Source organism: Tatumella sp. JGM130, from assembly GCF_018257525.1.
GTDB lineage: Bacteria > Pseudomonadota > Gammaproteobacteria > Enterobacterales > Enterobacteriaceae > Tatumella > Tatumella punctata.
On sequence record NZ_JAERJS010000030.1, the window covers coordinates 1 to 13859 of the forward strand.

At 43.1% G+C, this 13859-nt stretch carries 12 protein-coding genes and 1 pseudogene; 1 reads left to right on the forward strand and 12 read right to left on the reverse strand.

Annotation, left to right across the window (positions count from 1 at the left end; translation table 11 throughout):
• On the forward strand, positions 1-105 hold a 105-nt coding region (locus tag JK211_RS16930; RefSeq protein ID WP_249213791.1), incomplete at its 5' end, for a hypothetical protein.
• A gap of 364 nt (positions 106-469) precedes the next feature.
• Here the strand turns inward: JK211_RS16930 and JK211_RS17120 are convergent.
• The 12 genes and pseudogenes from JK211_RS17120 to lysS all read right to left on the reverse strand — a co-directional run bounded on the left by JK211_RS17120 (position 470) and on the right by lysS (position 13850).
• Entirely contained in the window at positions 470-901 is a 432-nt protein-coding gene (locus JK211_RS17120; protein WP_212709120.1) for an acyltransferase family protein, read from the reverse strand.
• Between the two features lie 20 nt (positions 902-921).
• Positions 922-1977, reverse strand: coding sequence for a glycosyltransferase family 4 protein (locus JK211_RS13120; RefSeq protein WP_212709121.1), 1056 nt, complete (start codon positions 1975-1977; stop codon positions 922-924).
• Positions 1974-3050 (reverse strand): glycoside hydrolase family 43, encoded by a 1077-nt coding sequence (locus JK211_RS13125; protein ID WP_212709122.1) that lies wholly within the window; start codon positions 3048-3050, stop codon positions 1974-1976. Before JK211_RS13125 ends, JK211_RS13120 begins: the two co-directional genes overlap by 4 nt.
• Positions 3047-3874: a glycosyltransferase gene (locus tag JK211_RS13130; protein ID WP_212709123.1), complete on the reverse strand. Its 828-nt coding sequence runs from the start codon at positions 3872-3874 to the stop codon at positions 3047-3049. The genes JK211_RS13125 and JK211_RS13130 overlap by 4 nt, the downstream gene beginning before the upstream one ends.
• The gene (locus tag JK211_RS13135) at positions 3864-4724 is read right to left on the reverse strand and encodes a glycosyltransferase (protein WP_212709124.1); all 861 of its coding nucleotides are present in this window, start codon (positions 4722-4724) and stop codon (positions 3864-3866) included. Before JK211_RS13135 ends, JK211_RS13130 begins: the two co-directional genes overlap by 11 nt.
• Positions 4725-4728: 4 nt before the next feature.
• Positions 4729-5598: an EpsG family protein gene (locus JK211_RS13140; RefSeq protein WP_371734640.1), complete on the reverse strand. Its 870-nt coding sequence runs from the start codon at positions 5596-5598 to the stop codon at positions 4729-4731.
• 409 nt (positions 5599-6007) lie between these two features.
• Positions 6008-7438 (reverse strand): undecaprenyl-phosphate galactose phosphotransferase WbaP, encoded by a 1431-nt coding sequence (gene wbaP / locus JK211_RS13145; protein WP_212709125.1) that lies wholly within the window; start codon positions 7436-7438, stop codon positions 6008-6010.
• Positions 7439-7542: 104 nt separating this feature from the next.
• The gene (locus tag JK211_RS13150; RefSeq protein WP_212709126.1) at positions 7543-9714 is read right to left on the reverse strand and encodes a polysaccharide biosynthesis tyrosine autokinase; all 2172 of its coding nucleotides are present in this window, start codon (positions 9712-9714) and stop codon (positions 7543-7545) included.
• Between the two features lie 15 nt (positions 9715-9729).
• A complete protein-coding gene (locus JK211_RS13155) occupies positions 9730-10164 on the reverse strand; it encodes a protein tyrosine phosphatase (protein WP_212709127.1) in 435 nt (144 codons plus the stop codon).
• Positions 10165-10166: 2 nt separating this feature from the next.
• Complete coding sequence (locus tag JK211_RS13160; protein WP_212709128.1) at positions 10167-11303, reverse strand: polysaccharide export protein; 1137 nt, start codon at positions 11301-11303, stop codon at positions 10167-10169.
• A 114-nt stretch (positions 11304-11417) separates the two neighbouring features.
• A pseudogene (locus tag JK211_RS13165) lies at positions 11418-12269 on the reverse strand (capsule assembly Wzi family protein); the annotation flags it as partial.
• A 60-nt stretch (positions 12270-12329) separates the two neighbouring features.
• Positions 12330-13850 carry a lysine--tRNA ligase gene (lysS, locus tag JK211_RS13170; RefSeq protein WP_212709129.1) on the reverse strand — a complete coding sequence of 507 codons (1521 nt, stop codon included), beginning with the start codon at positions 13848-13850 and terminating at the stop codon, positions 12330-12332.
• Positions 13851-13859 lie beyond the last annotated feature (9 nt).

Sequence of the window (13859 nt, forward strand, 5' to 3'; positions counted from 1 at the left end):
AATCATCAGTGCCGTTCAATGTGGCAACTGTTAAAAAAAGTGCGCCATTTTATGGAAACCGTCAGCCCGTTTCCCGGTAGAAAACAGGGTCTGGCAAAAGTGTAGCGGTATTAGGCGCAGCTATTTAGCCATCTCATATAGAATCTACCATGGTTTATTTTACCCTCCATATTTAAAAAAAACAAAAACGACCCACCCAGGAGAAGAGATGATATAACATCAACATCATCTTTTTTCGTTATCAGAAAAATAGTTAAACACGAAAAAACAACAAACAAAACAGTATTGATATCACCATATAACTTACCTCTTAGATTATATACAACCATCCCTATTGCGAATATATACATATAATTAAAAAATGCTCTAAAAACTTCGATTGAGCTAAAATAAGAAACTATTGAAAGAGAGAAACAAACAAGCATAACAAATAAATATTTTTGATTGCTTTTTTTAAAAAACAATGTTGTTATAAAAAAACAAAATAAAATGTAAACTCTGGCCTTAATGTCCATCCTGGATTCAACAACATTGAAGAGTTAATCATAGGCCACAGGGTGTATGACCCAATAATTGATATATTAGGATAATGTGAATATTTAACCAAATCTGGCTTTATAATATAAATAACCAGTATTAATGTAGTGAAGAAATAATAAGGTGGGAGTATTCTTATTATCCTGTTTTTAAAAAAATCAAGAGGGTGTTTAGGTCTGACATCTTGAATATAGCACATTATGAACCCAGAAATAATGAAAAATAATGGAACACTCATTTTCCCAATTTCAAATTCAAATTCATTATAACCCAGAAGCATACCTTTACGCATAACATGATACAGAACAATACATATAGCAGCAAAAGCTCTGGCATATTGTATATTTATAATCTTATTGTTCACTTACTAACCTTCTTTTTATTTTAAATAAAAGAATTCCATTCGGATGTTATTTTATCCTCCGAATAGAAAATTCTATTCTTTAATGCATTCGTAGACATCTCATATCTAATATTTTCTGATGTCATGAGTTTAATCATTGAGTCAATATATTCACCTTCATTAAAACAATCTATTAAGAATCCATCGTCTCTTATTATTTCCTTAGGGCCTGTTTTACAGTCAAATGAAATAACAGGCAATCCAAAGTCCTTAGCCTCAATAAGAGTCATTGGAAGACCTTCATATAATGAAGTCATACACAAGAAAGATGCCTTTTTATACTCATCTATTATATCATTAACATTGCCAAGTAATATTACCTTACCTTCCAAATCATGATAACTTATCTGATTCTGTAAGTCTTCTTTCAACTCCCCATCTCCAGCTATTTTTAAAACCCAATGAGACTTTATCTCTTCGGGCAAAGAAGCCCACATTTTAATCAAAACTTTAAAGTTTTTTTGCTCAGTAAGTCTTCCAACAGCTAATACGCTTTTCTCCCTCGCATACATTAATTCAGAAATAGGTAAATTAACTTTTGAAAAAGGTGATGAATTCCTAACCGTACGTATTTCATTGACAAAAGGATTTTTTGTTTTAATATAATCTCTATCACTTTCTGTTAAAACTATAATTTTATCGGGAAAAGTATAAGAAATCATTTTCATTACCCTAAGTGGCAACGAAAATGATTCTATTGCCACATGGTCACAACTAATAATTTTTGATCTGCACCTAAAAATCTTTAGTAATGGATTAATCTCAAAGGATAGCCGCCCCATTGAAATAATAATAACACTATCGAAGTCTTCTTCTTTCAAAAAAGATATTATATTTATAATTTTAAAAAATCTATTTATTCCATTAGCGAACCTAACATTTTCAGTTTTTCTAAGATAACCATACCCCCCTCCTTCATTAATGCTGCATACTGTAATTTTATGCGTGGCAGACAATGAATCAATCAAGTTAGAAAGAACACGCTCAGTACCACCTTTATGACTTATATCATCAATTACAAAAGCTATTCTTTTCATTTTTTCACTCCGCAAACATCCCCTTTAACATACTCACTACTTTTACTGATGTATGGCTTGCTTCCATTCCATTTTATTTCAAAAAAACTATATTTACTTTCTGAAAGATCTTTATTTTTATTTTTATATTGCCAATTATCTCCTGCGTAAATTAACCTACCACTCCTATAGCATTTAAAAACAAAAGCAGGTTGTGTTCTAATTGATGTTTCAATTTCACTTTCACTACCATCAACTAGTGGACTCAAATAAGTTAGCTTCATGTTTCTCGTATCAACCTTGTATATATTTGAACGAGTAAAATTATAACCATGAATACCTGATAGTATCACATAAGCATTCTTGTTTTTATAAAATAAAACTGGGGCCTCATGTCTTTCCCCAATCAAATCCCTAACAAACCATGTTCCTTTTTTATTTAATGGATCATTTAGCTTTGCTATTTGGATGGAAAACCCTTCTTCAGAAGTATATATTATATAGTTATCATTGTTAAAATTAAAAACATTATAATCTCTTACCTCTTGCCCTGTAGGTATTGACTTTCGGTAAAGGTTATCTGCCTTTTTAATCCATTTATTATATTTGTCTACAGAATAATAATTCCCTGAGGATTCCAAATGAGCCGCAATTTGATAAAACATTAAGTTATTATAAGGACCATCAATATTTTCTGATGACGCCACACCTAAAAAACCAACTCCTTCATCAAATTTTCGGTGAGGTTGAAGATGAACAAATAAATAGTAAACATTAGACTTCCTATCAAATAGCACCTTAGGCCTTTCAACTTCAAAATCATTGGGATCTTTTGTCAAATCAATAGGATCTTTAAGTCTTTCCCATGTAACGAAGTCTGATGATTTGTAGAGTGTTATTTTTTGATTATTTTCAGTCCTTTCTTTATTATTATGTTTAGTCCTGTATTCACCAAAAAGATAATAAACACCACCACTAATAAAAATATCTCCACTATGTGAGTTTATCTCATTTAAACTAAATAATCTTTGTTCTGCTTTTCCTGTTAAAGAAAAGAAAAACAAAAATAAATACGCCTTCCAGGAAAATCTCATTTTATTTTATTTTTACCTCCCCGTTCAATTTCATAAATTTTACTCAAAATGATAATAGGTAGTAATCTCATAACGAATCTAATTACAAAATTAAAATATAAACTCCACCCTTGATCAATTCCAAGATTCTTTTTCAACTTATACAGCCCCACCTCACTTTTTAAATATTTACTGCCTTTCCTTTTTTCTATCATACTATTCCCAACTCTAACATCTAACAATGATTCATTTAAATTAGCAGTTAAAAAACCACCATGCAACAGTCTTAACCAGAGATTATAATCCTCCATATATAAATGATGCCTATACCCACCAACATTTTTAATTGATTCTTTTTTAAAAATAACACTCATATGATTAAAAGGATTTTTCATCTTTGAATAATTAATAATATCCTGATGGTACAAAGGTAATTTTTTTTCTCTTTTTAACTCACCATCAAATTCAGTAATAGAGGAACCAAGCAGAGATACATCTGGGTTTTTTAATAAAAAGCACATTTGCTTTTCAAACCTATCAGGCCTGCATATGTCATCTGTATCCATTCTTGCTACGTATGAGTATGAGCATATTTTTAAACCTAAATTCAACGCCTTCCCTAAGCCTACATTTTCCTCTAACCTTAGAATTTTTAATGGTATTTCTGTCTTTAGGTTTTCAACTATTGATTCCAGCTCAAAAGATAGGGGACCATCAAATACGATAACTATTTCATTAGGTAATAATGTCTGAGTAATTAAACTTTCCAAGCACTCATGTAAGTACTCTGGTTTTTCTTTAAAGTACAGTGATAATAGAACACTAAACTTAACATCAGCTTGCATTTTTTATATACTCTTTAATATTCCTGATAAGTAATAACACTTTGAAAAAACTAGGTTTTTTTAAAATCAAAAAAAATGATGTTATTAATATTCTTTCCCCATCCATTCCATAATTAAAAAAATGACTTCTTAAAATTGAACGTTCATAATTATTCAAATTATATTTATCTATAAATAGTGAATACGCTTTTTTTACCTTACTTTCTTTAGATAAACTTATCCTTGAATATCCATGACCTATATCTTGAATATAGTTATAGCCCTGAATCCTTATTCCTTTATTTTTCTCACTCCTTAAAATTCTATACCACAACTCCAGATCCTGCCAAGCTGGCATTCCATCATCAAAAAAATATTTCCTCATCATCTTTGTTTTACAAAAAACCTGATTACCTATAAAATTAAAATATAGTAAATCATCATCACAAACTTCATTTTTTGCAAATTTATTTATCCCTGCCGAGGTAATTTTACTACCATTTAACCATAAGCTGTCAGTATAAATAAAAGAATATTCATTTAATAACTCTTTATTTTCTAAAAAATTTTCTATCCTTCTACTCTCGAAATAATCATCATCATCACACCCTGTGATATACTCTGAGTTTGCAATTTTTATGGCATAATTTCTTGAGTAACATGCCCCCATACCTTTCCTATTCTTTATATATTTTACTCTACTATCCGTTAATAAAACACTTTCCATATACAGCGTTGTTTCATCATTTGAGTTGTCATCCACAACAATTATTTCAATATCTTTTACTGTTTGTTCCCTAATTGATTGCAAACATCTTTTTAATAACTCAATTCTATTACATGTTGTTATGTACACTGTAACTATTGGCATATTTCTACTCCGAAGCGACTCTATCTTTTATCCAATCACCATTCTCATCAATTTGATTCATTTGAATTTTAAAATCATAATCACTTTTCTCTATGTTTATTAAAAAAGGCATATAAAGCCCCTTCCACATTTCCCCGAAGAGTATAGGCCTTCTCTGCAAATAAATATTCTGAAACAAAAAATTAAACACAAGAATGAAGATAAAAATGTTAATCTGAATTTTTTTCACTCTAAAATTCATAACAATAAAGCAATTCAATAAAACAAAGAATGAACCATACGCTATTATATATCTATTGAATGCATTAAATGATATTGCAGTTAAACTGCAAATTACAAAATAAACTCCGATGAAATTTAAAAAACCAGTATCATCATTTTTTTTATTATACAGTTTATAGCACGGTATATACAAAAACAAAAGAATAAAATACCTCCAAACTGTTACTACAATGGCATTTCCCTTAGTATCTACATCAGCATTTGTACTAAAATCAATATAACCACTTTTAATATATTGTCCAAGATAACCTAATACCCCACTATTTATAATATCAAGTAATAAAAAAGAACCAAAAACAAATCCCATCAAGAAATAAAAAGGAACAAACCTATATTTCAATTTAACTATTCGGCTGGTGAATAATGCTATTATAGGTAAGGCTGCAGAAAAATGAAACATGACAGAAAGAAATAAAAAAATGACTGCGCTATTAAACCTCCCCCTAAACAGGTACAAAGTTAACCCTTTAGTAAATAAGGCAACTGCCATATAAAACCTTATCCCCAAAGCTCCGGCTAAAATATTTATAAAAAGAAATGATAACAGATAAGGGATTCTCTTCCCCCCCAAATAATATTTAGACTCTACCACATCTCTTGTACTTGATAAAAAAGATAATTAACCACACCAGCCTGAATAGCCGGAAAGAAATAAAATGGGATACTATGTTTTTTCATAAAAAGAGCAACAACATACATTAAAACATCAACATGTCCCGCAACTGCCTGTATATATGTCGTTTGAATATTGTAGGACAAATAATTCTCGATATATCTTCGATATAAATCCTGATATGGCGGTATAGTTAAAATTATAGAGAAAACAGAAATCGATATAGCCACATTCATTAACCTATAGTTTTCCCTTTTAATGTTCATGAACGAGAAAACAATAGATAATAATGGACATAGGAATGATAAAATAAGGCCAAATACACCAGATTTACTTAGCTTCACTAGCTCACCTTATAACTAATAAATTGCCAATAAGATTTAATGATTTAGTATGCCCCATCACGTTTCAGCACCACCCCGACAGTCTTAAATAAAATCGCAATATCATTCCACATTGACCAGTTTTTTACATACCAGGCATCAAAATAGACGCGGGTTTCATAATCCACATCACTGCGGCCGCTGACCTGCCAGAGTCCGGTCATACCAGGTTTACTCATCAGATAATAGTCGACCTGTTCATGATAACGCTCCAGTTCCTGCTGGATAATTGGCCGCGGCCCGACCAGGCTCATTTCGCCTTTCAGTACATTAAACAGCTGGGGTAATTCATCCATACTGGTGCGGCGCAGAATATCGCCGATACGGGTAATTCTCGGGTCGTTTTTCAGTTTAAAGGTGGCATCCCATTCGGCTTTTGCTTCAGGGTCGCTGGCCAGTAACTCTTCCAGCAGCTGTCCGGAGTTAACCGCCATAGAACGGAATTTCAGGCATTTAAACGGCTTGCCATGCTGGCCGATACGTTCATGACCATAGATTGCCGGCCCCCCGTCTTTTCTGACTTTACTGCGGATATACAGCAGTAACGGCGATAGCAGAATAATAATTGCCAGCGAGGCACAGATATCAAAACCGCGTTTCAGTGCCCGTGATGACCACTTTGCCAGGTTCTGATGGACACGGAAAATCATCACTTCATGGCTGAAAATAAATGACATATCGGTGCTGTCGAGGGGCATACCACGTAATGTCGGGATTACCGATACATAACGATAGCCTTTAATCATCATTTCCCGCAGCCAGCGATTACGCAGTTCGGCCTGTTGGCTTTCCACCGCCACAATAAACTGCTGACGCCGATCTACGCCATTGCCCAGCCAGCCGGGATTACAGTCTAATAACGGAATCCCCTGTAACTGTTGCTGCCCGGCCAGAGCCGGTTCGGTATTAATAAATCCGGTGACACGGAAACCAAGGTTTTTCTCGCTGGTAATCGCCTGGTAAGCGTCAATGGCATTTTTACCGCTGCCGATAATAATCGCGTCCCGCTGCCACAGGCCGGCTTTATCCAGCAGTTTTTTGGTCAGCATCCGCAGGGCGGGGACCAGTAGCAGCACCAGCAGCCAGGTCAGTACCCACAGGTAGCGGGAAAAATACCACTTGGCAAAAGCCACTATCGCTATTTCAAATACCGCAAAAATCAGCAGAGTGCGCAGGATCTCTTTCAGTTCAAACCAGAAGGTTTTACGGTAAAAGTAATGGCGTAACCGGACAGCAAACCAGCCAGTACAGCAGCAGGCCAGCATCCAGTGCAGACTGATCCAGCCTTCGGTCGGCACCTCAGGAATGCGGTCATGAAAATGGCTCAGGGTCAGCTGTAAAATGCCCATCGCAATATAAATCGCCAGGGTAAAGCCGATAAAATCTGACAGGATCAGCAGCCCGCTGACCCACAAATTTCGGGTTAAACGCGTCATGATTTCCTCACCATCTCCCGGTGCGGGGGGTGTTAATAAAGAGGTTGCGGAGGGAATGCCGGGGCACAGCTATGTGCCCCGCACTGAGTGTTAGAATAACGGAGTTATGATTGCTGTTTATCGTCGTAAGAATAGCCGTAGTGGCTGTAGCCGTAGCCGTAATAGCTGCTGGCTTTTTTCACCACCCCGTTCAGAATACAGCCTTTAATCGCTACCCCGCTCTGTTCAAAGCGGCGGATACTGACTTCAATCTCTTTGGCGGTGTTCTGTTCAAAACGGGCCACCAGCAGGGTGGTCCCCGCATAACGGCCAATCACTGCCGCATCGGTGACCGCCAGGACCGGCGGGGTATCCACCAGTACCAGGTCATAGTGTTCACCGGCCCAGTCCAGCAACTGCTGAAAACGCGGGTGCATTAACAGCTCCGCCGGGTTAGGCGGTATGGCGCCACGGGCAATAAAGTCAAAGCTGCCGTTAGCCACGTTTTTGACCGCCTGCGATACCGGTGATTTACCGGACAGAATATCCGATAAGCCATGGTCGGTGGTCTGGTTAAATATCTGGTGGGCATAGCCTTTACGCATATCACCGTCGATAAACAGTACCTTCTGGCCGCTCTGGGCAATGACCGCCGCCAGGTTGGTGGTAATAAAGGTTTTACCGGCATTGGGGCTGGCCCCGGAAATCATCAGCACGTTATTTCTGGCTTCCATCATGGCAAAGTGCAGACTGGTGCGCAGGCTGCGGATCGCTTCGATGGCCAGGTCTGCCGGGTTATCTTTCGCCAGGAAATGGATATTTTCTTTACGTTTATGTTTACCTTTCAGTGACCGTTTCGGCTGCTGGCGGGTCATCCACTCAGAAACCGGCACACTGGCATAGACATTAATCCCCAGCTCCTCCAGCTGCTCCGGCGATTCAATCCCGCGGCGCAAAAATACCTGTAACAACACCAGCCCGACAGAAATAAAAACACCCAGAATAATGCCGATTAAAACCACCAGAACTTTTTTCGGTTTTACCGGTTTTGGTTCGGTTACCGCATCGTCAATAATACGCACATTGCCGATAGCACTGTTTTTGGCAATATTCAGTTCCTGCTGGCGGTTAAGTAACTGCATATATACCGCCTGGCCTGATTCCACATCGCGGCTTAACTGCAGTACCTGCTGCTGGGTGGCCGGCATCGCCGAGACCTGTTTATTTAAACGGGCTTTTTCATCCTGCAGGGTTTTACGCTTTTCCAGCAGCGCCTTATAGGTCGGGTGGTCTTTGGTAAACAGCTGCGACACTTCCGCTTCACGGAAAGTCAGCTGGTTCAGCTGATTATCGACATTCACCACCTGGTCAAGGGTCGAACGGGCCTGCATGGTTAAATCAACCGAATCACTGCGTTTACGGTAGGCGCTCAGCTTATCTTCGGCCGTATCCAGCTCCGCCCGTACCTCAGGTAACTGGCGGGCCAGAAAGTCCAGGCTTTTACTGTCCTGCGCCGCCTGACGGGCAATGTTCTGTGCCAGGTAGTTATCACTGATGCTGCGTAAGGTCTGCCGGATCAGCGCCGGGTCACTGCCGCTCAGGGTCAGATTTAACATTCCCGTATCTTTACCCTGATCAACCGCCGAAAACGACTTTTGCAGATTATTTATTGCTTCCAGCCGGGTCAGATAATTAATGGTAAATTTTGTGCCCGGCGGGGCCTGCAGATCACTGATTAACAGGGATAAACCATTGGCTTCCAGCAACTGACCGATATGGCCCTGTAAATGATAGGGGCCACCGGATAACTGATAATGACCATTGTCACCCGCGGTAACCGTCAGGGCCGGTACTTTGCCGTCCTGTGCAGCCACATAAATACGGCCAACAGTCAGGGTGCCCGGCGGGTGGCCGGTTAACCGCGCCCAGCCGCGGCCAAATAGCGGAAAGTATTTTTCGCTGACCTGCGCCTGCAGGTTCAGGTCGTCGACGGTTTTACCCAGCACCATCCGTGACTGTAACAGAGCAATTTCCGGGGCTGATGCCGGCTGGCTGTCGGGCAGCATCTGGCTAAGACTGTTTAACAGGGTATTGCCCTGCTTCTGTTCCACCTGTACCAGCGCATCCGCCTGATAAACGGGGGTGGCAAACAGGGCATAGAGTATTGCCAGCACGGTAAAAACCGCAGTAATACTGATAATCAGTTTACGGTGGTCGATCAGTTCGCCAAGCAGGCGTCCCAGATCGATTTCATCAGAGTCCGGACTGGCCGGGGTATGTTTCGCTGTCGGTGACATGTTGACTTCCTAAGGTTAACCGCCCAGTTTCCCGGCCCAGCGCTGACAAGCCTGGTCCAGTAACTGATAGACAAATTCAAATGCTTCCATACTCTGCCGGTACGGATCGGGGATCTCTTTATTTTCCAGCCAGTGGCCGATTAACAGGGTTTTTCCGCGCGCTTCGGGGGCAATTCTGGTCACCTGTTCGATATGGTGTTTTTCCATTACCAGTATCAGGTCATACTGCCGCCCCAGCCGGCCGGTAAACTGGCGGGCTTTATGGCCCTGCAGCGATAACTGATGCTGTCCGGCAACAGCAATCGCTGAACTATCGGCTTCATGATCAACCAATGCGCCGACCCCCGCAGAGTCAATTGTTTTGTCCGGTAACGCCTGACGCAGCAGCCGTTCGCCAATCGGCGAACGGCAGATATTACCGGTACAGACCACCAGGATTGAATTAAACATAATTATTTCAGATTTCCGTAATAATTCGCTGTTTCGGTCATATTATAGATACCGGTAATGGTCGGTAATAACTGAGATACCACCCGGTTCCAGCGTACCAGCGGTGCGGTGGTCACATAGACAATATCGTAAGGCTGCAGCTGGAATTCGCTGGCCATGACCATCGTTGAGGCATCTTTGGCATTCAGCTGATAGATATTGGCAATCCGCCCCTGTTTATCTTTCGGGATCTTACGGATCACGAAAATCCCCGAGGCATCAGCATATTGCTGGTTAATCCCGTCAGAGCTGCCAAGGGCTTCGGCCAGGGTCATACCACTGCGGTCCATTTTCAGGGTGCTCTGTTTACCGACTTCGCCCATCACAAAGACTTTCTGGTCGTCGTTACGCGGCACAAACAAAATATCGCCCGGATAGAGTAACCGGTTTTCTAACAGATCCCCTTTCTGCATCAGGGCCTGCAGGGACAGCACAATGTCTTTACCGTTATGGGTCAGTACCACATGCCGCCAGTCCGCATCGGCCGATAATCCGCCGGCCGCATTAATCGCATCCATAATGGTTAACGGCACATTGGTAATCGCCTGCTGGCCGGAGCGGGTCACCTCACCGGTGACATAGGCTTTTTGGGAACGGAAAGCCGCCACACTGACATCCACCTGCGGGCTTTCGATATAGGTCGCCAGCCGGCGGGCAATTTCCACCCGTACCTGGTCGAGGGTTTTACCGGCCACATACACTTTACCGATATAAGGGTAGAAAATAGTGCCGTCGGCCCCGACCCAGTTACCGGTATCACTGGCACTGCGGTAGGTGCCGGCCGGGGTGGTCAGTTCCGGGTGGTCATAGACGGTGATCATTAATACATCGCCGCGGCCGATATGGTACTGGTAGCTGCTCAGCAGGCTGTCGAGCTGCGGGTTAGGCTGGGCCAGTATCGGTGCCGGACGCAGCTGGTCGATCAGGTCCGGGGTCATCGGGTAGACATTTACCAGTTTATCCCAGTCATAGTCACTGTCCGGCAGTTCCACCACATTTTTACGCAGGCTGTTCAGCCCCTGGCCGGGGATCATGGTACAACCGCTCAGCAGCCCCACCAGGGCTGCCGCGGCTGTCAGTTTCAGTACGGTTGTTTTCATCAATTTATTTCATCAGTTAAAAGTAGACACTGCTGACTGTTGCCCTTCCGCGGCGGATACTGCGGGCCTCCCTGCCCCGGCCGTCTGATACGGCCATACAACGTCAGTGATTAGTTACAGCTGAAACGGGATTTCCAGTGCCGCGCTGGCACCTAAATCGTTATTATCATTATGGCTGGCATCGGTATACCAGCTACTCAGATTCAGCCGTACCGATTTATAGACTGCGCCTCCCCAGCCCAGCTGTACCCCTTTCAGGGTATCCGCATGGGGGAAGGCACGGTTAATACGCTGATTTTCCGGGTTTACTCTGGCGTAGAACATACGCACACTCCAGCGCTGGTTATCTTCGGTGACCAGCTCGGTTTTCGCCGCCAGTAACCGGCCATCGCCCCCCAGGCTGTCGCCCAGCGGATAACCCTGCTGGTAGTAACCGTCTTTATAGATATGGTGGGTATAACTGTAGTTGGTGCGGCTCATATCAGTACGGGTATCATGGCCTTCCAGATACCAGTTAACCGCATTTTTCCCCAGGCTCTGATGCCCTTCGATCCCCAGCAGGTACATATTCGACGACGGCAGTTTACCGGCTTCGTCTTCCCCAATCAGCTGACCGTAGATACTGACCGGGATACCGAGGGTCGGTTCCAGTTTCAGCCGGGCATCAAACCCGGCCAGCTGGTTACCCGGCTCGTTAGGGTCATTGGCGGTGGTATTGTCATTACCGGCAAAACCGTCCCAGAAATTATTTAACGACTGAGGACGTCCTTCGCCGCCCCACTGCATTATCCGGCTGGCTCCCAGTTCCAGTGACTGCCACGGGGAAACACTGAGGCGCATACCGATAATCTTTGTATGGGGCACTGCCGTATACTGGGCTTCCTGGGCGGCAGAGATCTGGTACTGCCACGGGCCGACCCAGTTCAGCCACCAGATATCCGGGGCGGTCTGGCGGTCACGCTGTAAAAACGCCCGGCACTGGCCGGGCGTTAAAAGCTGACAAGATGACTGTCCGCTGACGCGGAATTATTTGCTTTCCGGACGCAGGGCCGGGAACAGGATCACATCACGGATGGTGTGGCTGTCGGTAAACAGCATTACCATCCGGTCAATACCGATACCCAGTCCGGCGGTTGGCGGCAGACCATGTTCCAGGGCGGTCACATAGTCTTCATCATAGAACATGGCTTCGTCATCACCGGCGTCTTTGGCATTAACCTGCTGCCGGAAACGTTCCGCCTGGTCTTCCGCGTCATTCAGCTCTGAGAAGCCGTTACCGATTTCCCGTCCGCCGATAAAGAACTCAAAACGGTCGGTGATTTCCGGGTTCTGGTCGTTACGGCGTGCCAGCGGCGAAACCTCGGCCGGATACTCGGTAATAAAGGCGGGCTGAATCAGCTGGCTTTCGGCGGTTTCTTCGAAAATTTCCGTCACCACACGGCCCAATCCCCAGCTTTTCTCAACCTTAATCCCCAGTGAACCGGCAATTGCCACCGCTTTATCAAAGTCATCCAGATCGCTGAGTTCGGTCTCCGGACGGTACTTTTTAATCGCTTCACGCATGGTCATGCGGGCAAACGGCTGACCAAAATCAAACACCTGATCACCGTAGGTGACTTTGGTATGGCCGAGTACTTTCTCTGCCAGGGTACGGAACAGGCTTTCGGTCAGTTCGATCAAATCGTTGTAGTCCGCATAGGCCATATAGAGTTCCATCATGGTGAACTCAGGGTTATGGCGCGGCGAAATACCTTCGTTACGGAAGTTACGGTTAATTTCGAAAACCCGATCAAAACCGCCCACCACCAGCCGTTTCAGGTACAGTTCCGGGGCAATACGCAGGTACATATCAATGTCCAGCGCATTATGATGGGTAATAAACGGACGCGCAGATGCGCCACCGGGGATCACCTGCATCATCGGGGTTTCCACTTCCATAAACTGACGATCCACCATAAACTGGCGGATCGCGGCCATGATTTTTGAACGTACCCGGAAGGTGTCCCGCGACTGCTGGTTAGCAATCAGATCCAGATAGCGCTGACGGTAACGGGTTTCCTGGTCCGCCAGGCCGTGGAATTTGTCCGGCAACGGGCGTAATGCTTTGGTCAGCAGACGCAGTTCTGTACAGTGGATCGACAGTTCGCCGGTTTTGGTTTTAAACAGTTTACCGCGCGCCCCGAGGATATCCCCGAGGTCCCACTTTTTAAACTGCTCGTTGTAGTAACCTTCCGCCAGGTCATCACGCGATACATATAACTGGATACGTCCGCCGGTATCCTGCAGGGTGACAAAGGAAGCTTTCCCCATGATACGGCGGGTCATCATTCTGCCGGCCACACTGACTTCGATTCCGGTGCTTTCCAGCTGTTCGCTGTCCTTATCATCAAACTGCTGGTGCAGCTGGTCAGACAGTGAATCACGACGGAAATCATTCGGAAATGCCACGCCGTTCTGGCGCAGGGCTGCCAGTTTCTCACGACGACTTTTCAGTTCGTTATTGAGATCCTGACTGGCATCCGTTTGCTGTGGTTGTTGTTCAGACATGGGGTTTCC